This is a genomic window from Nocardia puris (genome assembly GCF_036051655.1).
Lineage (GTDB): Bacteria > Actinomycetota > Actinomycetes > Mycobacteriales > Mycobacteriaceae > Nocardia > Nocardia puris.
Window position 1 is genome coordinate 4,009,916 of record NZ_CP107943.1, and the last position, 21,089, is coordinate 4,031,004.

Consider the following 21,089-nt stretch of genomic DNA (forward strand, 5'->3'; position numbering starts at 1 on the left):
ATTTGGTTGGATGGCCCGTGTGCGGCCGTTTTGGCTGTAGAACGGTGTGAGGGGGTGGCCCGTGCAGCGGGTTGGCTGCTGGGTTCCACGGGCCCGGATGGTCCTTTCGGTGGTTGTGGGGGCGGGCTTTCCGCTGGTCAGGTGGCGTGTAGCCGGTCGAGGGCGGTGAGCGCGAGGCTGGTGGCCGGGGCGGTGCGGGATAGTCGCAGGTGGACCTTGCGGGCGTGGCGAGCGATCCGTGCGGGTATTGGGAATAGGTGCAGGCGTAGGGTTTTCGGTTCCCAGCGGCGGGCGGGGTGGTCGTGTAGAGCGAGTCTTTGCAGCCAGGCGGTCAGGTCGAGCGCGAGCGACGATGGCCAGCCAGATCCGGTTGGCGTCGAAGCCGCGGAACGGTAGGTTGCGTAGTCCGGTGTCTTTGGCGTTGCGGATGCGGTCTTCGCAGCGGGCGCGGTGACGGTGACGCAGTTCGAGTTCGGCGAGCTGGCCTTTTCTGGTGTTGGTGGCGAACGCGGTGAGCCGGTTGCCATCGTGGTCGGTGAACCGCAGTTGGGAACCGGAGTGTGGGCGTTCGCGGCGGATGATCAACCACATGCCCGGTGGCCAGCTCGACAGGTCGATCAGGCCGGTGATCTCGGCGCCCGCGGCCCCGTCACGGGGTTTCATCATCGCCGTTGTAGGCCGGTGTCCACGCGTGTTCGGGAAGGTAGTCCAGTGCGGCGATGATGTTTTCGCTCAATCCGAATCCGATCGAGTACTGCACCCGGCGGGCGTGGCAGTAGTTGAGGAACTCATGGGTGCCGCCACCGGCGTCGGCGCGGACCAGTACCTTGCGCCCGACCCGATAGTCGGGCTGCCACGGCAACTGGGCGAGCGCGGCGGCCGGGACAGTCTTGTGGTCAGCGGCGGTGTTGACACCGGCATTGCCTGCTCGTAGCAGGTCCGCGGCCGGCTCTCCGGTTGCCCTCGGCGCCGTGGTCGATGAACGCCAGCAGCGGGTGAAAGCCGTATCCGCGTTGAATGTCGTTGCGGCGCATTCTTTTTCGCTGTCTGAATCGAGCAGGGTGGCGTCGATGTCGATGATCAGCGGATGCTCGGCGTCGATCTCGTGATCAGGAGCCCGGTCACCGGCCCTCGACCAGGCAACTGCTCGTGCTTGCGCGCGGGCCGATGCTATGGCCGACAACGCTTTCGGCGCATCCGCTGCCAGTGTGGTGATCAACCGGGACACCGTTGGATCCGAGGCCACCGGCCCGAACACGCTGAGGTTCCCCCGCTAATCAGGAGAGCGGATTATCTGGTTCCAGCGGGAACCTGATGATGGTAGCTGGCTTCGTATTCGTCGGGTGATCGCCAGCCAAGCTTCTTCTGGATCCGTTGGGTGTTGTACCAGCCGTCGATGTAGGCGAACAAGGCGTTCTCGGCGTCTTCCCTTGTCCGCCAACTGTTTCGATATACCAACTCGGTCTTCAGGGTGGAGAAGAAATTCTCCATGAGCGCGTTGTCGTAGCTGTCACCGACCGACCCCATCGACTGCGCTATCCCGTTGTCGGCCAACCGGTTAGCGAAGCGGATCGCCGTGTAAGGGATGTCCCGTAAGTCTGACTCGGTGACAGTGCCGGTCCACTGGCCAGGAATCAGCAGGCGTGGGCAAGGTTGGCCAGCCTCGCCACCCCGGACATCGCGACACTCACCCCATCACCGCGCAACCGGCAGTCGCGCAATATCTTCCAGGTCTTCATCCGGGCGAAGGCATGCTCGACACGGGCGCGGACCTTGCGGTGGGACTTGTTGTGTGCCTGTTTCCATTCCGGCAGCTCGACACCAGGCGAGCGGCGGTGCGGGATGATCAAGCCGGTGCCCTGGTAGCCGCCATCAGCGATCACCACCGCGTTGCGGCAAGCCTCGGCCGCACCGGACTCGGTCCAGGCCCGGCAGTCGTTGCGGTTGCCCGGCAACGGCCGCCCGAGCGCGACGACGAGCTCGGTGTCGGCATCGATCACGACCTGATGATTGGTCGAGTACCGGTAGTTCTTACTCTGGGCGGCGACCTTGTGATCACGGGTCGGGACCAGGGTCCCGTCCACGATCAACACCGCACCACGGCCGAACCGGGCCCGGGGCCGTAGCGCCAACGCCGGCCCCAGGTCATCGATCACCCGGGCCGCGGCCGATTTCGAGACCCCGAACACCGCCGCGAGCTGACGCATCGTGAGGTTGGTCCGCCAGTAGGAGGCCACCAGCAACACCCGGTCTTCGAAACACAACCCCCAAGGCCGGCCCCGCAACGGCCGATCAGCGCCCTCGCGCCGCAACTGGGTGATCAGGCGAGCGAACGTGCGTGGTCGCAGCCCGGAGAACAACTCCACCATCACCGGGTCAGACGCCGAGTTCACCACCCGCGACACGATACCCGTTGCCGCTCAACGGCTTACGGGACATCCCTTAGGTCGACCCGCGGTCGGAATGATGAACCAGCTGCCCGTCACGAACATCGCGGGTCCAGACCGCGTACTCGAGAGCACCGAGGACCAGCTCGGTGTCACATCGGTCCGAGCACTTCCAGCCCACGATCCGATTCGAGAACGCGTCCCGGACCGCGGCCAGCCAGAACACGCCCTCGCCGCAGACGATGCGGGTGGCATCGGCAACCCACAACCGGTCCGGCTCGCCAGCCGTGAAGTCGCGGTTGACCAGGTCTGGAGCTGGGGTGGCACGCCGATCCTGCCGGGTCGAACCCACCCGCCACTTCTTACGCAGGAACGCGCCCTGCAAACCCGCATCCCGCATCAACCGCTCGACGCGTTTGCGGCCGACCGAGAAACCACGCCGGGCCAGCATCGCGTGAACCCGCGGCGACCCGTAAGTCCCGCCGGAGCTGGTATGGATATCGACGATCTCGGCCAGCAGCTCTTGGTCGGCCAAACGTCGCTGAGACGGCGTCTGCGCCTGCCGCAACCAGCCGTAATAGGTCGAGGACGCGATTCCCAGAACCCGTAATACGAGCTCGACCGGGTGCTGCGGGTGTTCGCTGACGAACGCCACGATCACCGCCGGGTCTGGCCGAGCTCCGAGGCGAAATACGCACTCGCATCACGTAATACGGCGTTGACTCGCTCCAGCTCCGCGACCCGCTTCTTCAGGGCCCGGTTCTCGGCCAGCATGTCGGTCGTCGGCTTGTCGTCTCGCTCGCCGGCATCGGCCTCGGCTTGGCGGATCCACAGCCGCAATGCTTCGTGATGCACACCGAGCTGGGCGGCCAGTTTCCGTATCGTCGGCTTCGGATCGGACTCCCGATACAGCCGTACTGCCCGCGCCTTCAACTCATCTGGATACTTCTTCGGTGCTGCCACGAATGACTCCTTCCGGTCCTATCGGACCACAGTCAGAGCCCTCCGAGAAACCGGGGGAACCTCACTTGGCTCCGCCTTGATAGCCGCGGGCCTTGATCTCGTGGAAGAGTTCGGTGGCGTTGGTGCAGCCCTCGTTCCATCGCTGATGCAAGTAGGGCTTGAACTCCTCCAACAGGCTCGGACGCTGTCCGGTGCCATTGTTGACCAGCAACTCCTCGAGACTGGCCGCGCGGGCGAAGCGCCGTACGGTTCCGCGGGCAAGACCGAGCCGGGCGCTGATGGCCAGGATGCTCACGCCGTCGTCGAGTAGCGCGTGAATCGTGGCATATCGTTCACGGGCCCGCACAGCCCATTTGTCTGTCCTGTCCGCCGGTAGCTCGGTCCTCGCGCTGGTTACCGGGATCTCCGGTTGGGTCGCGATGTCCGGCTCGCTGGCTGACGGTGCGTCGGCCTGCGCCTGTTCGGCGGCGGCAACCAGAGTGTCGCGGTGCCGGGCAACGACACGTTCGACTGCTTCGCCGAGGTTGTGCCAGATGTGCCAGCGGTCGGCGACCTGCAATGCATGGGGTGCACCGGCGGCGATTCCTTCGGCGTAAGCGCCGGCGCGGTCCCGGCAGACGATCTCGACGCCGGGATGGGCCCGCAGCCAGGCTGCGAGGGTTTCGGCACGGCGGTCTTCGAGCACGTCGACCGGGCGTCGGGTCTCGATGTCGATCAGAATCGATCCGTAATGATGCCCGCGACGCAGTGCGAAATCGTCGACACCGAGCACCCGTGGGGTCGCCCGGTCCGGATCGGGCAGTGCCCGGATCTGCCGCAACAGCGTCATCCGGCTGACTGTAGACGCTAGATGACGGGTCATCCGAGCCCCGGGACGACCGCCCAATGCCAGCGCGACCGCACACAGCAGCCGTTGCAAGACGCTCGTGCGCCGGGCATACCGCGCCGCCAACCCTGTGACCTGCTCAGCGAAAGTCCTTCTGCCGCACTCGGAGTTGTCGCAGAACAGCCGCCTCACCATCAGCCGGATCACGACCTCACGACCGGTGATCGCGGTGTCGGCCAACCGTCGCCGATAGCGGCTATGGACCCGACGGGACAACGTTCCGCAGCCCGGACAGGCGGCGTACTCGTCGCGAGTCCTCACTTCGAGGTCCACCCGAAGCCCGACCGCTGTCACAGCGTCGAACTGCAGCCCATCCAGATGCGGGAACAAGACCTCGATCGGCCCAAGATCAGAACACCCGCGACATGATCGATCATCAAGCACCCGTTGGCAATCCGGGACCGGTCAATCACGTAAACCGTGCCAGATCCATTTTTCACGTTCTGCCGACATGCATCGTGGTAGCCGGACGTGCCGCATACCGAGGCGCTGCATGAGATCGGCCCTTGCACCGTGTTCTGGACGTGGGTCGACAGCCGCAGCGAGCAATGTCAGCCGGGTGCCGCCCTTACGGGCCTTGCCTGGGGTAGACGGCATCGCCAGTGAACGCGATCTCTCCGAGCAATGGCCACAACGCCACCTCGCGTAGCGTCAACAGGATGGCAGGGACACCCGGATACTCTGGCCCTTCGGAGGGGGCGCGGCGGCTGGCGGTCGAGTGTCGACCTCGAGTGCCTGTATTGACCCAGCGCCTGATGTCGGCGATCTTCACCGATATTCCGGAATGGACCGATTACTCGCCGGTGAGCCGGGACGACCTGCGCGCCGGCTGTCGCAGCTATCTGGCCAGAGTGCTCGATCTGTTGGCGGGGGAGGTGACCGCGGCGGACCGCGATGATGTCGCCACGGCGATCGGTCGCGATCGCGCCGCCCAGGGTGTGCCTTTGGAGGTCATGTTGCGGACTTTCCGGCTCGGGGGTCAGGTCGTATGGGAGGCATTGCTGGACCGGGCCGGCGAACTGTCCGCCGTCGAGGTTCGGGCCATCGGTGCGGCGATGTGGGCAGCGATCGATGGAATGTCGTCCGCGCTGGTCACCTCCTATCGAAGCACCGAACTGGAGCAGGTGCGGCGCGACGAGCGGCATCGTCATGGATTGATCGAAGATCTGCTTGCGGGCGGTGCGCAGGACGCGAGCTTCGCCGCGCGGGCGGCGCGTGAGCTGAATCTGCCCACCCATGGGGGCTACCTGGTGGTCGCGGTCCGTGGCGAACGGCCGAACATCGAGCTGGGCACCGAGACGGCGTTGGCTGCGGTGGGTCTCCGTTCGGTGTGGCACGATCGGGTCGACACCATGGTCGGACTCGTTGCTGTGGAGCAGCGCGAGAGCTCCGTGCTGCTGGATCAGATCGGGAAGCGGATTCGGGGGCTGGCTGCCGCCTCGCCCGTCGTCGCCGGCCTGGCTCAGGTCGGCACGGCGCATGCGCTGGCCGTGCTCGCACTCGAAACCCTGCCCACATCAGCGCAGGGTCTGGTGTCGCTGGAAGATCGTTTTCCCGAGGCGTTGCTACTACGTTCCCCTGATCTGACCGAGTTGATGATCACTCGCACCCTCGGTCCGATTCTCGAACTGCCCGCCAAGGACCGCGAGATCCTGCTGTCCACACTGGACATCTGGCTGGCCGAGAACTGTTCGGCGGCCCACGCTGCGCCGCGGCTGCACTGCCATCGCAATACGGTGATCAATCGGCTGCAGCGGATCTCCGCCCTGCTGGGGCGACGGCTGGAAGGGCAGCGGTCCTATCTGGAGCTTTCGCTGGCATTGGCCGCGTTGGAGATGAATTCCATCACCACTGACTGAACGGTCGATCCCGTGCTCGAATTGGGCGCTGCGCCCACTCTGGGGCGATGAAGTCTGGGCTGTCTGTCCGTTGATTGGGCAATCTTGGACCGTGAGACTCGAGGAACAGCCCGCACTGCGACCGCGGATGGGGTTGATCCTTCGAGCTGAGGAGCACCACGAGTGCTGGAATTCGATCTACTGGTCATCGGTGGTGGACCGGGCGGCTACGTGGCCGCCATCCGGGCCGCGCAACGCGGCCTGCGGGTCTGCGTTGTGGAAAAGGAGCGCCCCGGCGGGGTGTGCCTGAACTGGGGTTGTATTCCCACCAAAGCGATGCTTCGCTCCGCGGAGGTGTTCCACACGCTCACCACCGCAGCTGAATTCGGAGTCCTCGCCGACAATGTGCGCTACGACTTCCTTGCGGTGCGGGAACGTAGGGACGCCATCGTCGAAGAGCTGACCGACGGTGTGGCGGGCCTGTTGAAGGCCAACGGGGTCACGTTGATCGAAGGCCATGCCCGGTTCATCGAGCCGACGATGGTCGAGATCCATGAGGTCGGCGTCTCGCCGATCTTCGACGGCGGCCCTCGCTACGGCGCCGCCGCTGGACCGGCGGTTCGCCAGGTGCGGGCGCGCGATGTGATCGTCGCGACCGGTTCGGTGCCCGCGCTGCTGCCGCTCCCGGGCGCTGAACTGCCTGGTGTCGTCACCTCTGACGGCGCGTTCGGGCTCACCGAGGTGCCCAGCCGCTTGGTGATCATCGGCGGCAGCGCGGTCGGCGCCGAATGGGCCAGCCTGTTCGCGACCTTCGGCGCCGAGGTCATCGTCGTGGAGATGCAGGATCGTCTGGTTCCGTCGGAGGATGAAGAGATCGGCGAAGCCCTCGGCCGATCGTTCCGTAGGCGAGGCATCACAGTCCTCACCGGCGCCACCGTCACCGCGATCACCGAGGGTGACGGCGACGTGCTGCGGGTGTCGGTCGGTGGTTCTGCCCCGCAGGAATTCGACGCCGACGTCGTGATCGTCGGCGTCGGACGGCGCCCCAACACCGCCCAACTCGGCCTCGACGTTGTGGGTATCGAGACGGGTGCACGCGGTTTCATCGAAGTCGATGATCGACTGCGGACCAGCGTCGAGCACGTCTACGCCATCGGCGACGTGACCGGGCGGGCACTGCTTGCGCACGTAGCCTCCCGCCAAGGCATCGCCGCGGCCGAGGTGATCGCCGGGCACGACACGCACGTCGACTACTCGGTGATCCCGGCCGCGACATTCACCCACCCGGAGATCGCGAGCGTCGGTCTCACCGAAGCAGCCGCCCGCGCTGCCGGCCTCGAGGTGATCACCGCCAAGTTCCCGTTCGCGGCCCTCGGCCGGGCCAAGACCTTCGGCGAGACCGAGGGATTCGTCAAGATCATCGCGGGGCGAGCACATCAGGAAGTGCTCGGCGTACACGTCATCGGTCCGTCCGCCAGTGATCTGATCGCCGAGGGAGCCCTCGCGATGTCGCTGGAAGCCACGCTCGACGAGCTGACCGAGACCATCCACGCCCACCCCACCCTCGCTGAGATCGGCATGGAGGCGGCCATGGCCGGTCTCGGACTGCCGGTACACATCGCGCCACGCACGAAGCGTTGAGGAGCCGAACATGACCACGACCACCGCGCGGCGAAAGTCCGTCCGCAAGCCGACGAAAGCCGACCCTGCACGTGCGGTCGGCTCGGAACTCGAAACCGCTGTTGCAGAGGAGAATCCGGAGACTCTGCGCGGTCTCTACCGCGACATGCTGTTCGTCCGGCGCTTCGAGGAGCGCACCGCCCAGAGCTATCAGCAGGCCGAGATCGGCGGCTACTGCCACCTCAATCTCGGCGAAGAAGCCACCGTCGTCGGCGTCGGTGCCGCGATGCGCCGCACCGACTACCTGTTCACCAACTACCGCGAACACGGTTACGCACTGGCCAAGGGCATCGAACCGGGCCGCGTGCTGGCCGAGCTCTACGGTCGCTCCACCGGCACATCGAAAGGCTGGGGCGGCTCGATGCACCTGTATGACACCGCGACCCGTCTGCTCGGCGGCTACGCGATCGTGGGCGGACAGGTTCCGTTGGCCGTCGGCGCGGCGCTGGCCATCGACTACCACGACGGTGACGACGTGGTGGTCTGCCAGATGGGGGAGGGCACCACCAATATCGGTGCCTTCCACGAGTCGCTCAACATCGCGGCGCTGTGGCGGCTACCGGTGGTGTTCCTGGTGATCAACAACCAGACAGGCATGGGTACCACGGTCGAGAAGTCCTCGGCCGAACCGGAGCTGTGGAAGCGCGCCGCCGCCTACCGCATGCGTGGCGAGCGGGTGGACGGAACCGATGTGCTGGCCGTGCGTGACGCAGCCTGCGAACTGATCGAAGCTGCCCGCCGGGAGAGCGAACCGGCATTGCTCGAAGCGGTGTGTCATCGGCTCAAGGGACACTCGGTCGTCGACCCGGCCAAGTATCGCAGTACCGAAACCGTTTCCGCGGCACGCGAGCACGACCCGATCGTGCTGTGGCGGCAGCGTTTGCTCACCGCCGGAGTGCTCACCGAATCGGCGCTGGCCGATCTCGAGCGCGAGGTGGCCGACGGTGTCGCCGCCGCGGTCGAATTCGCGGACGGGAGCCCACATCCGGAGCCGTCGAGCCTGTTCGACTACACCTATGCCACTGCCGTGCCGGGCGATTCTCGACGCCTGCCCGCCGATCCGCTCTTCACCCACTGAGGATTCCCACCGTGCCTGTCATGTCCTACCGCGAAGCGCTACGCGAAACCCTGCGCGAACAGATGCACTGCGACGACGACGTTTTCCTGATCGGTGAGGAGATCGGCGTCTTCGAAGGTTCCTACAAGATCACCGCCGGTCTGCTCGAGGAGTTCGGCGAGAAGCGGGTGCGCGACACCCCCATCGCCGAGGAAGGGTTCGTCGGTGCGGCGATCGGCGCGGCGATGCTCGGATTGCGCCCGGTCGTGGAGATCATGACGATCAACTTCTCGCTGCTGGCGCTGGATCAGATCGTCAATCATGCCGCGAAGATCTACGGCATGTTCGGCGGGCAGACCAGCGTGCCCATGGTCATCCGGACTCCCGGTGGCGGTGGCCAACAGCTCGGAGCGACGCATTCGCAGAACATCGAGCTGTACTACGCCTTCGTGCCGGGCCTCAAGGTCGTGGCCCCGAGCACTCCCGCCGACGCGCGGGCTTTGCTCATCGCCGCGATCGAGGACGACGATCCGGTGCTGTTCCTGGAGAATCTGTCGCTCTACAACACCACAGGGGAAGTGCCGGAAAACCTGCCACCCGCACAGATCGGCAAGGCCGCGGTCACCCGGGAGGGAAGCGATATCACCCTGATCGGGTACTCCCGCATGGCTACGGTCGCCACGCAGGTCGCGCAACGCCTCGCCGGCGAGGGTGTATCGGTCGAGGTGATCGATCTGCGTAGTCTGCGCCCGCTGGACCGCGACACGATCGTGGCCTCCGTCCGCAAGACCGGGTGCGCGGTCATCGGCGAGGACGACTGGCTCACCTACGGCATCGGTGCGGAGATCGCGGCCTCGATATCCGACGGCGCGTTCGACTATCTCGACGCCCCCGTGCGCCGCGTCGCTATGGCCGAGGTCCCGCTGCCCTACGCCAAACCACTCGAAAAGCTCGCCCTGCCGTCCGCGGAATCGCTGTACACCGCAGTGACGGAAACCCTCGCGGCCGTCGGTAAGGATTCGCGCCATGCCTGACATCATCATGCCCCGGCTCTCGGACACCATGGAAGACGGAGTTGTCTCGGCGTGGCTCAAGAACGTCGGAGACCGGATCACCCGCGGTGAGATCGTCGCCGAAATCGAGACCGACAAGGCGCTGATGGAACTCGAAGCGTACGACGACGGCGTTCTGGAGAAGATCCTCGCCGAGCCGGGCGTTCGGGTTCCGATCGGCGAGCCGATCGCGGTCGTGAGGGATGGCACCGCATCGAGTGACGTCCCGGCGGCACGCGAGACCACTGCCGCGGCAACGCGATCGAACGACGGGCTACCCGACGGCGGCCCGGCGGCCCCGGACTCCGCGCCACAGCGCGCTTCCCATCGTGATCCTCTCGCGAGCGCACGCCGAGGCGATGTGGTCAAAGCGTCGCCGCTGGCCCGCAAGGTCGCCCGTGAGTTGGGGGTCGACATGGACTCTGTCGTGGGAACCGGCCCGGGTGGGAGGGTGACGAAACGGGACGTGGAGGCCGCCCACAGCGCCGCTGAGATCGCCGCGTCGGCTGACACCGGAATCTCGGATGACGCGAGTGACATTGCTGTGCCGGAGCGTCCAGCATCCGGAGAGTTCGAGGAGGTCGCGCTGACCACTGTTCAGCGCGTATCCGCGACCAGGCTCACCGAGAGTATGCGGCAGGCGCCGCACTTCTACGTGACCAGCGCGATCGACGTGACCGAATTGTTCGCCTTCCGTACCCGGATCAACGCGGCGCAGGACGCGGTGGGTGAGGGCAAGGTCAGCGTGAACGATCTACTGGTCAAGGCGGTAGCTGTCGCACTGCGCAGGGACGGCTCGATCAACGTCAGTTACGCGGGAGACAAGCTTCTGCGGCACAACGGGATCCACATCGGCGTCGCCGTCGCGACCCCGGCCGGGTTGCTGGTTCCGGTCATTCGTGACGCGGACCGTAAGCGTGTTTCCGAGATCGCGACCGAGACTCGCGACAAGGCGGCCCGGGCCCGCGAGCGCAAGCTTCGCGCCGAGGACATGACAGGCGGCACCTTCACGATCTCCAACCTCGGAATGTTCGGTATCGAACAGTTCACCGCGGTCATCAACGCACCGGAGTCGGCCATCCTCGCGGTCGGGGCGGCGGCCGACGAACTACGCCTCGACAACGACGAGGTCGTTTCCCGCAAGATACTGCGAGTGACTCTGTCAGCAGATCATCGAGTCGTCGACGGCGCGGTCGCCGCCCAGTTCATGGCCGCCCTGAAGGACCTGATCGAGAACCCGCTCAGGATCGTCACATAGCGGTCCCACGGGCACAGCTCATTCCACGGCCTCTCCGCGATCACACACCTCGCGATGCCACTACTCGGGAGGTTCGACCATGCCGGCTGATCCCACAGCGATGGCACCACGCGGTGTGCGAGACGACAGCAGGGTCGCGGTCGACTCGACCCGGTCGTATCTCCGGCAGATCGGCCGTGTCGCGCTGCTGACCGCCGAACAGGAGGTGGAGTTGGCCATCCGCGTCGAGGCGGGATTGGTCGCTTCAGCGAGACTGCGGGAGATCTCGGACGGGCTGGAGCGAGCCGGTGCCGCTCGGCGGCGAGACCTGGCGTGGATTGCGCGAGATGGCATCAGGGCCAAAGCGCACCTGCTCGAAGCGAACTTGCGACTGGTCGTCTCGATCGCCAAGAAGTACAACGGTCGTGGCCTGGACTTCTTGGACCTCGTGCAGGAGGGCAATTGTGGTCTCGTTCGTGCCATCGAGAAGTTCGACTACCAGAAGGGCTTCAAGCTGTCGACCTACGCGACGTGGTGGATCCGTCAAGCCATCAGCCGCGCGATAGCCGACCAGGGCCGCACCATCCGAATCCCGGTGCACGGGGTCGAGGTGATCAACCGGCTCGGAAGCATACAGCGGAGACTCGTGCTGGAACTCGGCCGGGCGCCGACGACGGAGGAACTCGCCGCGGCGATGGGGATCTCCGCCGCCAAGGTGCGTGAGCTCGAGCAGTTGGCGCTCGATCCGATCTCGTTGGACCAGTCCGTCGGTGATGACACCGACACGAGTCTCGGTGATCTGGTGGAGGACTCCGACGGTGTCATCGCCGCCGAGGCGGCGTCCTTCGCGCTCATGCAGCGCCATGTGATCGCGGTGCTCGATTCCCTGACCGCGCGAGAGGCCGCCGTCATGCGGATGCGGTTCGGTCTCGACGGCGCCGGCGCCCGATCACTGGACGAGATCGGCGGTCTGTTCGGCGTGACGGGTGAACGGATTCGGCAGATCGAAGCCAGGACGATGTCGAAGCTGTGCCACCCGGCACGCTCGTATCCGCTGCTGGGATACCTCGACTGAGTTCGCCGGCTTCGCGACCGCCCAGCTGAGCGGACTCGTCGATCGGTGCGCTGACGATCAGGAGTCGCGGAGTTCGAGCTGCTGGGAGATCGCCGCGGCAGCCTCTCGCACCGAGGACTCGACATCGCGCAGCCGGGTCCGGGGCACGCGAGCGGCGAGGGCGGCGACACTGACCGCGGCGCAGACCGAACCCGCGGCGTTTCGGACCGGTGCGGCCACCCCGAGGACATGGGGATCGAGTTCGCCCTGCGATACCGCGATTCCGGCTTTGCGGATGCGGGACAGTCGCGTGCGCAGCTCGGCGGGATCGGTGAGGGTCTTGGCGGTGAATCGCTCGAGCGGGGCCTGTTCCAGGACCGAGGTGACCTCGTCGGGGTCGGCCCAGGCCAGCAGGACTTCGGCGGCCGCGCCGGCGTTGATCGGCAGGACCTGGCCGCGCTCGTAGGAGAGCCGGACCGCGTGCTGGGCCTCGACGAGATCGAGGCAGACCACGGAGCGACCGGAGCGGCGAGTCAGCAGCACCGTTTCGTCGACGTGTGCGGCCAGCGCCCGCATCACCGGCAAGGCCGCCTCGGACAGCCCGAGGCCGGCGCGGGCGAGGCGAGCGAGTTGAAAGATCCTGGGCCCGAGCCGGAATCCACCGGGCGTTTCCTCGACGAAACCGTTGCTGGACAGGCTCTGCAGGTACCGGTAGCCGGTCGAGCGTGCGACACCGAGCCCGGCGGCGACCTCGGTGCCGGTCCAGACCGGCTTGTCGGCGGAGAACAGCAGCAGGATGTCGAGCGCGCGATCGGCGGTGGAGTTGCGTTCCCGGTAGGTGCTCGGTGTGGTGTTCCGTTCGGCCATGGACCTACGCTAGTCGCCCGGGGTGCGTCCTGTAAAGCAGGATTGATCGGCTGAATTATAGGACTTGCTCGGTCGGGTGGGGTGCTGTGACCGCGCTCAGGTCTGCGAGCCGAGTGCTTCGGCGAGTGCGCGGAGGTCCGGCAGCGCCGCGGCGATGCGGGCCCGGGACTGCTCGCTCAGTGTTGCCAGCGCATCGGACACCCCGGCGTCGAGACGGTCGGCGAGTTCGTCGCTCGCGGCTCGCATCTTGGCGGTGGGATGGAGCTGAATCACCCGGCCGTCCGCGGGGTCGGCGCGCCGGTCGAGGAATCCGTCCCTGGTCAGATTCGAGATCAATGTGCTGACGTTGTTGGCCTGCATTCGCAGCGTCTCGGCGATCTCGCGGACGGTGATGCCGGGGCGGCTGTCGACGAGTTTGAGGACCTCGACCTGGGCGAGCGGTCGCGGGTTCTCTCCACGGGGCGTTCCCTGGCTCTGCCGAAGGGCTCGATGCAGCGTCCAGCTCGTTCTGGTGATCTCGGCAGGCAGGTCGCCGTGGTCGGTGATGGGCACGCCTCAGGTTACCTCTAGTGGTAGACCGTCTCGGCTATCCGATGTGTCCTGTATTACAGGATGATGCTTTTGTTATGCAGGACACAATCGTAGCGTGGCTGCCATGCCGATCGAATCCATGGCCGCTGTCGCCCGTGCGGCGGCGGAAAACTTCTCGTGGGAGACCGTCCTAGTCGAGGACCCCGGCCCCGGTGAGGTACTGGTCCGCCTGGTCGCGGCCGGGGTCTGCCACACCGACCTGTCGGTTCTCGCGGGCCGGTTGCCGACGCCGCTGCCCGCTGTTCTCGGACACGAGGGCGCCGGGATCGTCGAAGCAGTGGGTGCCGGTGTCACCACCGCGGCGGTCGGCGACCGCGTGGTGTTGTCCTTCGCGTCCTGCGGCGCGTGTGCTCGCTGCCGGACCGGGCGTCCCACCCAGTGCCCCACCTACTTTCCACTCAACTTCCGGGCCCGCAGACCTGACGGGACGACGCCACTGCGAGATCACGCGGGACAGCCGATCGGTGGATTGTTTTTCGGCCAGTCGTCGCTGGCGCAGTACGCGGTGGCCTCGCAGCACAGTGTCGTGCCGGTAGCCGTCGAGAACGACGACGAACTGGCGATGCTCGCCCCGATCGGGTGTGGCATCCAAACCGGGGCCGGCGCGGTCCTCAATCTCCTTCGCCCGCCGCCGGGATCGCGGATCGCCGTTGTCGGAGCGGGCGCGGTCGGCTTGTCGGCGGTGATGGCCGCGCGGCTGTGCGGTGCGAGCGAGATCGTGGCCGTGGACCGGGTGCCCGCCCGGCTCGGACTCGCGCGCGAGCTCGGCGCCACCGCGACGACAACGGAGGCGAGCGAACTGCGCGAGTTCGACTTCATCATCGAGACCACCGGCGTGCCGAACCTGCTCGAAGCGGCGCTCGAACAGATCCGCGCGGGCGGCACCGTCGCCGTCATCGGCGCACCTCCGGCGGGAACCCGCATCGCTGTCGACGTCAACGCCATGATCGACGGCCGGACCCTGCTCGGTGTCACCGAAGGCGGCAGCGACCGGGTCACCTTCATCCCCGCACTGATCGAGCTGTACCGCGCCGGACGGCTACCCCTGGATCGACTCGTGCGCTTCTACCCACCGACCGCGCTGCAACGCGCCGTCGACGACGCGCGCTGCGGCATCACCGTCAAACCCGTCATCCGATTCGAGGCCCCATGACACTTCCGTACGCCCGCAACCTCGTCGACGGCCAGTGGCGCGACGGCCACGCCATCGGCACCAGCGTCGACCCGTCGACCGGGCAGCCGTTGGGCACCTTCGCCGACGCGGGCGCGGTCACCGCCCGGGCCGCGATCGAGGCAGCCCGCCGGGCATTCGACACGACGACGTGGCCGCAGGATCGGCACGCTCGGGCCGCAGCGTTGTTCGCACTCGCCGACGCGATGACCGCACGCCGCGACGAACTCGTCGAGCTGTTGTCTCGCGAGAACGGCAAGAAGCTCGCCGATGCGGCCATGGAGGTGGACGCCACCATTCCCAAGCTGCGCTACAACGCGGCGCTCGCCCTGACCGACAGCGGCCGGGCCGCGCAACTGGCGCCGGGGATGTACTCGATGACATTGCCCCAGCCGATCGGGGTAGCCGCGGTGATCGTGCCCTGGAACTCGCCGATCATCCTGGCGGTGCGCTCGTTCGCTCCCGCGCTGGCCGCGGGGTGCACCGTGGCGATGAAAATGCCCGCACAGACCGCGCTGACCAACGGGCTGCTCTACGAACTCCTCGCCGAGACGATGCCCGCCGGTGTCGTCAACGCGTTCACCGAGTCGGGTAACGAGGGTGCCCCCGTGCTGGTGTCGGACCCGGACTCCGATGTGATCAGCTACACCGGATCGACCGCGGTGGGCCGCGCCATCATGGCGGCCGCGGCGCCCGGCCTCAAACCGGTATCCCTCGAACTCGGCGGCAAGTCGCCGATGATCGTGTTCGACGACGCCGACCTCGAGGTCGTCGTGCCGACCCTGACTGCCGCGATCACCACCTTCAGCGGCCAGTTCTGCATGGCCGGTAGCCGAATTCTGGTGCAGCGCGGTGTTGCCGACGCACTGCGCGAGTTGATGACCGAGGCGTTGACCCGGGTCCAGGTCGGTCCCGCCACCGATCCCGATACCGAGATGGGCCCACTGATCGACCGGGCCGCGGCCGAACGCGTGGACCGGCTCGTCGACGAAGCGGCCGGATACGCGAAGGTGCTGGTCCGCGGCGGGCTGGTGGAGCCTTCCGGCTCGAGCGCCTTCCTCCGTCCCGCGCTGATCGAAGTGGCCGACGTGACGGTGCCAGTGGTTCAGAACGAGATCTTCGGACCCGTCGCGACGTTCGAGATCTTCGATACCGAACTCGACGCGATCGAGCTCGCCAACGCCACCGAATACGGGCTGGCCGCCTCGATCTGGACCAGGGATGTCGATCGACCGATGCGGGTCGGACGCCGGATCGACGCGGGCACCGTGTGGACCAATACCTGGGGCGTCATCCACGACCAGATGGAGGAAGGCGGCTTCAAACACAGCGGTGTCGGCAGGCTCAACGGCCACCGCGCGATCGAGGAGTTCCAAGAGATCAAGCACCTCGTCCACCAAGGCAACTGAGAACCATTCAAGCGAGGACCAATGACCAGTACAGATCACGATGTGGTGATCGTAGGCGCCGGACCGGTCGGTCTGGCCACCGCACGAATGCTCGCGCTGCGCGGCCATGATGTCGCCGTCGTGGAACGCTGGCCGCAACCGTATCCGCTGCCCCGCGCCGTGCACTTCGACGACGAGATCGGCCGGGTCTTCGGATCGATGGACCTGACCCGGCAGATCCAGGAGATCGCGGACCCGGTTCCCGATCATTACGAATGGCGAAACGCGGCCGGCGAGGCGTTGCTGCGCATCGACTGGTCGGGACTGGGGCCCAACGGCTGGCCGACGGCCAACTTCTTCTCCCAACCGCAACTCGAACAGGTCCTGGCCGATGCCGTCGAGGCGATGCCCAACGTTACGGTGAGCCGTGGTACGGAGGTCGTCACCGTCGACGAACACCCCGGCCGGGTCGTCGTCGGCGTGGCCGACACGACAATCGATGCCGGGCATGCCGCGCCCGCGGCTACCGTCAGCCGAACGCTGAGCGCGCGCTATGTCATCGGCTGCGACGGAGCCAACAGCCTGGTGCGCAAGCGCATGGGCGCGACGATGCACGATCAGGGCTTCTTCTTCGATTGGCTGATCGTCGACACGATCCCGACCGACGACATCGTCTGGTCACCGCAGAACTGGCAACTGTGCGATCCGGCACGCCCGACCACGATCGTTTCCGGCGGACCGGGCCGGCGCCGCTGGGAATTCATGCGGCTGCCCGGCGAGGATCCCGCCGAACTCGGCACCGTCGAGCGCGCATGGGAGCTGTTGTCCTCATGGGGTAGGACGCCGACCAACACCAGGCTGGAACGGCACGCGATCTACACCTTCGCCGCCCGATGGGCCGATCGCTGGCGCGAGGGACGAATGATGATCGCCGGTGACGCCGCCCACCAGATGCCGCCGTTCGCAGGCCAAGGCATGTGCTCCGGGCTTCGCGACGCAGCCAACCTGGCCTGGAAACTGGATCGAGTCCTACGCCGGGTGTCGCCGCCGGATCTGCTCGACACCTACACCAGCGAACGCAGCGTTCACCTGCAGCACGCGATCGCGATGTCGGTGGAGCTGGGAAAGGTGATCTGCGTGCTCGATCCGGAACAGGCGGCCCAGCGCGACGCCCGCATGATCGCCGGAAACGCCGATCCCACGGTGGTCCTGCCCCTCACAGCCCGCCCGGTGCTGGGACCAGGAGCGGTCCGGCCCAGCGGAGAACTCGCGGGGACGATGAGCCCACAGTTCCCCGTCGCTGTCGACGACACCGTGGGCCTGCTGGACGCTGCCACCGGCTACGGCGCGCTGTTGATCCTCGCCGCGGACCGACCAGTCGCCGATCTGCTCGACCCGACACTGCGCGCGTCGCTGGCCGCAGCAGAGGTGACGGCCTTGTCGTTGGCCTCCGGCGGAAACCCGGACCTGCGCGACTGCGACGGAGCGTGGACGGCATGGCTGAGCGCCAATTCCCTCGCCGCGGTGCTGATACGGCCCGACCACTACGTGTTCGGCACAGCCACGTCCGTCGATGATGCCGCGTCGCTGGCGGCCGACTACATCGCCTGCCTGAGCGCCGGCCTCGCCTGACCTACACAACACAGAGGAGAACAACTGTCATGCGAATTGCGAATGTGCGGGGTCACGGAGCCCTCGTCTACGGCGAGCGGGGTCGAGAGCGCGCCGTGGAGATCGCCTCGGCGTCGGGTGGCCGGTTCAGTGGCGAGTTCGCCGAGCTGTATGCCGACTGGGGGAGCGTGCGGGAATGGGCGGCCGGGTTGACCTCCGAGGAGATCGAGCGGCACTCGGTCACGCTGGACCGCGCCGAGCTGGGCGCGCCATCGCCTGCCCCGCGGCAGGTCTTCGCGGTCGGGCTGAACTACCGGGCACACGCGGCGGAATCCGGATTCGAGGCGCCCGAGCATCTGCCGCCGGTCTTCACCAAATACGTCTCCAGCTTCAGCGGCCCCGACACCACGGTGACCATCCCCGACGAGGGAAGTGTGGACTGGGAAGTCGAACTCGTCGTGGTGATCGGACAGACGCTGCGGTGCGTCGAACCATCGCAGGCGTGGGCCGGGGTAGCGGGCCTGACTGTGGGCCAGGACATCTCGGAACGGATTTCCCAGTTGCGTGGACCCGCTCCGCAGTTCGGGCTCGCCAAGTCCTTCCCTGGATTCTCCCCGCAAGGTCCTTGGCTGGTGACACCGGACGAGTTCGCCGATCCCGACGACCTCGAGCTGGGGTGCGCCATCGACGGTGAACAAGTGCAGAAGGGCCGCACCAGGGACCTGATCTTCCCGGTGCCGTCCCTGATCGCCGCCTTGTCGCAGACGGTCACCTTGTTCCCCGGCGATGTGATCTTCACCGGCACTCCGGCCGGAGTCGGTGTCGGCCGCGAGCCGAAACGGTTTCTGCGGCCTGGCGAACGGCTCGATTCGTGGATCGAGGGAATCGGTGCGTTGCGGCAGACCTTCGTCGGGACGCGGTAGGGGGCCGCCATGGCACTGCACGGACTGGGCAAGGTCACCATCGGTGTTCCCAACCCTGCCGAAACCATCAGCTACTACACCGATTTCGGTCTCGATCATCTCGGTGAGGGGCGGTTCGCGACCCGCGACGGCGGTGAACAGCTCGAGGTGGTCCACGCGCCGCTGCGCAAGCTGCTCGACCTCACCGTCGCCGCCGACGACAGCGATGACATCGCCTCGGTGCAGCGGAGTCTCGCCGCGATCGGGGTGCCGAGTGTGAGCGACGCGCTGTCGGTGCGCGCCGTCGAACCGGTCACCGGCACCGTGGTGCGCGTGCTGGTGCGACCGCGAATCGTCACCGAGCCGGCCGTGGCTCCGACGCCGTACAACGGCCCCGGCCGCATCGACCGGTGGGGCCGGGCGCCGTTTCTGTCGCGCACCGAGCCGGTCCGCCCGCGCAAGCTCGGGCACGCGGTGCTGGGGAGCACGGACCTCGCCACGACCATGCGCTTCTTCGTCGACGGCCTGGGCTTCAAGGTCAGCGACTACATGAGCGACAAGGCCGCGTTCCTGCGGTGTTCGGTCGAGCATCACAATGTGCTGGTGATGGCCGCGCCGGTCGCCTTCATGCATCACACGAGCTGGCAGGTCGATGACATCGACGAGGTGGGAAGGGGCGCGCAGGCGATGCTGGAAGGCCATCCGGAACGTCATATCTGGGGGCTGGGTCGCCATTTCGCCGGCGCCAACTTCTTCTGGTATCTCAAGGACCCCGCGGGGAACTTCTCCGAGTACTACTCCGACATGGACACCGTGCCCGAAGACGAGCTCTGGAGCCCAGCGGTGCTCGAAGGGTTGCAAGGCCTGTACGCCTGGGGACCACCGCCCCCGCCGTCGTTCCTCGAACCCGACGACTTGGCCGCACTGATGAGCGGTGCGCACTCCGCCCGGGGGTGACCGAGGTCGCGCGCAGAGTCGCCGAGCTCCTCGACGAGGGGCTCGGCGACAGTGTCATGACGTGGGTGGGATCGGTGCGGCGTCGGCCGCGGCGGGTGCGGTCGGATCCTTGTGCTGTGGCACGCGGTGCAGGAACTCCTGGATGTGCGCGATGGCTCGCGGATGGATTCGGTGCAGCCGGCGTCGGTCGTAGAACAGATTGCCCAGCACTCCGAGCGTGAGTCCGGCGATCAGGCCGATCATCAGGAGCGTGAGCGCGCGGCTGAGGCCGGCGTCGGCGTGCGCGTCGAAGTAGATGATGGCGCGCACGCCGTCGGCGACGGCCCGCATCGGCTCGAACGAACCGAGGAAACGCCAGAAGGGCGGCATGGCCTGTTGGGGAATCGCGCCGCCGGACACCGGGATCGACCAGCCGATGAAGAAGACCATGGCCACCACGATCCCGATCGGGCCCAACAGGGTCACCACCGCTAGCGTGCCCGCCGCGATCGCATTGATCGCGAGCAGGCTGAACAGCCACAGCAGCCCGCAATGTGGCAGGTCAAGATCGATCACGAACACGCTCGCGGCCAGGATCGCGGTCGCCGCGGGTATCGAAGCGATCGCCACAGTGAGACATTTGGCACCGTAGGTCGCGACGCGGGTGATCCGGCGCGGCGGCAACATCCGCCGCATGGGCCCCATCTCGGTCGGGCTGAACCCGAGTTCGGCATCGACGAGGCCGTTGACCACGTTGGCGCCGAGGAAACCGACCATCATCAGCAGCAGGGCGTAGAAGAAGGCGGTCATGCCGTTGCCGGTCCGGTCGCCGAAGGGCAGCGCCTGGTGACGGGCGACGGTGACCGGGTCGGCGAGCAGCACCGCGTTGGCGGGGCTGATCGCGCCCGGCGTACGCGCGGACAGCTGCGCGGCGGCGGCCGTCGAACCGCCCCGAGCCGCCGATTCGGCGATCTGTGTGCCGAGCTCGGCCGCCATCGTGCCCGAGCCGGGATTGGTCAGCACCGTGATCTCCGGACGCTGCGGGGTCGGGCCGAGTAGTGAACCGAGCTTGGCGGAGTAGTCCTCGGGAAGAACGATCGCCGCGAACAGCTGGTTGTCCGCGATCGCTGCGGTGGCTGCTTCGACGGTGTCGAAGCGCTGCCAGCTCACCGCCTCACTCGGCTGCTGTGGCTGGTTCACGATGCCGGCCACCACTTGGTCGCCGATGTTCATCGAGCCGTCGGGCACGCCTTTGTCCACACTGACCACACCGATGGGCGCGTGGTGCAGATCGGCCGCGGGATCGGCGACGCTACCGGTGAAGATCACCGTGATCACGAACAGGGCAGCGGTGAGAACGACGCTGGGAACCAGCCAGTTCTTGGGCCGACGGAGGTAGCTCAGCGCCGACATCGGCGACGGCTCGTGGCCAGGGGGAACTAGGGACATCATTTCAATCTATCAATATA

Annotated in this window: 19 protein-coding genes and 2 pseudogenes; 11 read left to right on the forward strand and 10 right to left on the reverse strand. The window is 66.8% G+C overall.

Features of this window, described 5'->3' with window-relative positions; genetic code table 11:
* Positions 1 to 137 precede the first annotated feature (137 nt).
* From OHB21_RS37530 to OHB21_RS18450, 7 genes and pseudogenes are all read right to left on the reverse strand, one after another.
* Positions 138 to 666: pseudogene (locus OHB21_RS37530) on the reverse strand (transposase).
* Positions 650 to 1,219 (reverse strand): transposase, encoded by a 570-nt coding sequence (locus OHB21_RS18425; protein WP_328439787.1) that lies wholly within the window; start codon positions 1,217 to 1,219, stop codon positions 650 to 652. Before OHB21_RS18425 ends, OHB21_RS37530 begins: the two are co-directional and overlap by 17 nt.
* A gap of 71 nt (positions 1,220 to 1,290) precedes the next feature.
* Positions 1,291 to 1,554 (reverse strand): IS3 family transposase, encoded by a 264-nt coding sequence (locus OHB21_RS18430; RefSeq protein ID WP_328439789.1) that lies wholly within the window; start codon positions 1,552 to 1,554, stop codon positions 1,291 to 1,293.
* Between the two features lie 80 nt (positions 1,555 to 1,634).
* Positions 1,635 to 2,369, reverse strand: a complete 735-nt coding sequence (locus tag OHB21_RS18435) for a transposase (protein ID WP_328439888.1) — start codon at positions 2,367 to 2,369, stop codon at positions 1,635 to 1,637.
* Positions 2,370 to 2,442: 73 nt separating this feature from the next.
* Positions 2,443 to 3,042: an IS3 family transposase gene (locus OHB21_RS18440; protein WP_328439791.1), complete on the reverse strand. Its 600-nt coding sequence runs from the start codon at positions 3,040 to 3,042 to the stop codon at positions 2,443 to 2,445.
* A gap of 2 nt (positions 3,043 to 3,044) precedes the next feature.
* A complete protein-coding gene (locus OHB21_RS18445) occupies positions 3,045 to 3,350 on the reverse strand; it encodes a transposase (protein ID WP_040723173.1) in 306 nt (101 codons plus the stop codon).
* Between the two features lie 61 nt (positions 3,351 to 3,411).
* Entirely contained in the window at positions 3,412 to 4,620 is a 1,209-nt protein-coding gene (locus tag OHB21_RS18450) for an ISL3 family transposase (RefSeq protein WP_328439793.1), read from the reverse strand.
* A gap of 371 nt (positions 4,621 to 4,991) precedes the next feature.
* Between OHB21_RS18450 and OHB21_RS18455 the strand changes: the two genes are divergently transcribed.
* The 6 genes and pseudogenes from OHB21_RS18455 to OHB21_RS18480 all read left to right on the forward strand — a co-directional run.
* Complete coding sequence (locus OHB21_RS18455) at positions 4,992 to 6,095, forward strand: PucR family transcriptional regulator (RefSeq protein ID WP_328439795.1); 1,104 nt, start codon at positions 4,992 to 4,994, stop codon at positions 6,093 to 6,095.
* Positions 6,096 to 6,257: 162 nt separating this feature from the next.
* Positions 6,258 to 7,715 (forward strand): dihydrolipoyl dehydrogenase, encoded by a 1,458-nt coding sequence (gene lpdA / locus OHB21_RS18460; RefSeq protein ID WP_328439797.1) that lies wholly within the window; start codon positions 6,258 to 6,260, stop codon positions 7,713 to 7,715.
* Between the two features lie 10 nt (positions 7,716 to 7,725).
* A complete protein-coding gene (gene pdhA / locus OHB21_RS18465) occupies positions 7,726 to 8,832 on the forward strand; it encodes a pyruvate dehydrogenase (acetyl-transferring) E1 component subunit alpha (protein WP_328439799.1) in 1,107 nt (368 codons plus the stop codon).
* Between the two features lie 20 nt (positions 8,833 to 8,852).
* Positions 8,853 to 9,845, forward strand: a complete 993-nt coding sequence (locus OHB21_RS18470; RefSeq protein ID WP_328439801.1) for an alpha-ketoacid dehydrogenase subunit beta — start codon at positions 8,853 to 8,855, stop codon at positions 9,843 to 9,845.
* The gene (locus tag OHB21_RS18475; protein WP_328439803.1) at positions 9,838 to 11,121 is read left to right on the forward strand and encodes a dihydrolipoamide acetyltransferase family protein; all 1,284 of its coding nucleotides are present in this window, start codon (positions 9,838 to 9,840) and stop codon (positions 11,119 to 11,121) included. The genes OHB21_RS18470 and OHB21_RS18475 overlap by 8 nt, the downstream gene beginning before the upstream one ends.
* Positions 11,122 to 11,224: 103 nt before the next feature.
* Positions 11,225 to 12,175, forward strand: a pseudogene (locus OHB21_RS18480) (RNA polymerase sigma factor); the annotation flags it as partial.
* A gap of 57 nt (positions 12,176 to 12,232) precedes the next feature.
* Here OHB21_RS18480 and OHB21_RS18485 read toward each other — a convergent pair.
* Both OHB21_RS18485 and OHB21_RS18490 read right to left on the reverse strand, forming a co-directional pair.
* Positions 12,233 to 13,021: an IclR family transcriptional regulator gene (locus OHB21_RS18485; RefSeq protein ID WP_328439805.1), complete on the reverse strand. Its 789-nt coding sequence runs from the start codon at positions 13,019 to 13,021 to the stop codon at positions 12,233 to 12,235.
* 96 nt (positions 13,022 to 13,117) lie between these two features.
* Positions 13,118 to 13,573, reverse strand: coding sequence for a MarR family winged helix-turn-helix transcriptional regulator (locus OHB21_RS18490; RefSeq protein ID WP_328439807.1), 456 nt, complete (start codon positions 13,571 to 13,573; stop codon positions 13,118 to 13,120).
* 103 nt (positions 13,574 to 13,676) lie between these two features.
* Between OHB21_RS18490 and OHB21_RS18495 the strand changes: the two genes are divergently transcribed.
* From OHB21_RS18495 to OHB21_RS18515, 5 genes are read left to right on the forward strand one after another with little or no spacing between them, the layout of a single operon-like run.
* On the forward strand, positions 13,677 to 14,765 hold the full coding sequence (locus OHB21_RS18495) for an NAD(P)-dependent alcohol dehydrogenase (RefSeq protein ID WP_328439809.1): 1,089 nt from the start codon (positions 13,677 to 13,679) through the stop codon (positions 14,763 to 14,765).
* The gene (locus tag OHB21_RS18500) at positions 14,762 to 16,192 is read left to right on the forward strand and encodes an aldehyde dehydrogenase family protein (RefSeq protein WP_328439811.1); all 1,431 of its coding nucleotides are present in this window, start codon (positions 14,762 to 14,764) and stop codon (positions 16,190 to 16,192) included. Before OHB21_RS18495 ends, OHB21_RS18500 begins: the two co-directional genes overlap by 4 nt.
* A gap of 21 nt (positions 16,193 to 16,213) precedes the next feature.
* Positions 16,214 to 17,803: a bifunctional 3-(3-hydroxy-phenyl)propionate/3-hydroxycinnamic acid hydroxylase MhpA gene (gene mhpA / locus OHB21_RS18505; protein WP_328439813.1), complete on the forward strand. Its 1,590-nt coding sequence runs from the start codon at positions 16,214 to 16,216 to the stop codon at positions 17,801 to 17,803.
* Between the two features lie 29 nt (positions 17,804 to 17,832).
* On the forward strand, positions 17,833 to 18,705 hold the full coding sequence (locus OHB21_RS18510) for a fumarylacetoacetate hydrolase family protein (protein ID WP_328439815.1): 873 nt from the start codon (positions 17,833 to 17,835) through the stop codon (positions 18,703 to 18,705).
* A gap of 9 nt (positions 18,706 to 18,714) precedes the next feature.
* A complete protein-coding gene (locus OHB21_RS18515) occupies positions 18,715 to 19,641 on the forward strand; it encodes a VOC family protein (protein ID WP_328439817.1) in 927 nt (308 codons plus the stop codon).
* A 54-nt stretch (positions 19,642 to 19,695) separates the two neighbouring features.
* Here the strand turns inward: OHB21_RS18515 and OHB21_RS18520 are convergent, their stop codons facing one another.
* Positions 19,696 to 21,069 carry a YhgE/Pip domain-containing protein gene (locus OHB21_RS18520; protein WP_328439819.1) on the reverse strand — a complete coding sequence of 458 codons (1,374 nt, stop codon included), beginning with the start codon at positions 21,067 to 21,069 and terminating at the stop codon, positions 19,696 to 19,698.
* Between the last annotated feature and the right edge of the window lie 20 nt (positions 21,070 to 21,089).

Excerpts from the sequence above, each read along its gene's own strand:
- OHB21_RS18435 (WP_328439888.1), bottom strand. The coding sequence starts at position 2,369 with ATGGTGGAGTTGTTCTCCGGGCTGCGACCACGCACGTTCGCTCGCCTG.
- OHB21_RS18455 (WP_328439795.1), top strand. The coding sequence starts at position 4,992 with ATGTCGGCGATCTTCACCGATATTCCGGAATGGACCGATTACTCGCCG.
- pdhA (WP_328439799.1), top strand. The coding sequence starts at position 7,726 with ATGACCACGACCACCGCGCGGCGAAAGTCCGTCCGCAAGCCGACGAAA.
- OHB21_RS18470 (WP_328439801.1), top strand. The coding sequence starts at position 8,853 with ATGTCCTACCGCGAAGCGCTACGCGAAACCCTGCGCGAACAGATGCAC.
- OHB21_RS18475 (WP_328439803.1), top strand. The coding sequence starts at position 9,838 with ATGCCTGACATCATCATGCCCCGGCTCTCGGACACCATGGAAGACGGA.
- OHB21_RS18485 (WP_328439805.1), bottom strand. The coding sequence starts at position 13,021 with ATGGCCGAACGGAACACCACACCGAGCACCTACCGGGAACGCAACTCC.
- OHB21_RS18495 (WP_328439809.1), top strand. The coding sequence starts at position 13,677 with ATGCCGATCGAATCCATGGCCGCTGTCGCCCGTGCGGCGGCGGAAAAC.
- OHB21_RS18500 (WP_328439811.1), top strand. The coding sequence starts at position 14,762 with ATGACACTTCCGTACGCCCGCAACCTCGTCGACGGCCAGTGGCGCGAC.
- mhpA (WP_328439813.1), top strand. The coding sequence starts at position 16,214 with ATGACCAGTACAGATCACGATGTGGTGATCGTAGGCGCCGGACCGGTC.
- OHB21_RS18510 (WP_328439815.1), top strand. The coding sequence starts at position 17,833 with ATGCGAATTGCGAATGTGCGGGGTCACGGAGCCCTCGTCTACGGCGAG.
- OHB21_RS18515 (WP_328439817.1), top strand. The coding sequence starts at position 18,715 with ATGGCACTGCACGGACTGGGCAAGGTCACCATCGGTGTTCCCAACCCT.
- OHB21_RS18520 (WP_328439819.1), bottom strand. The coding sequence starts at position 21,069 with ATGTCCCTAGTTCCCCCTGGCCACGAGCCGTCGCCGATGTCGGCGCTG.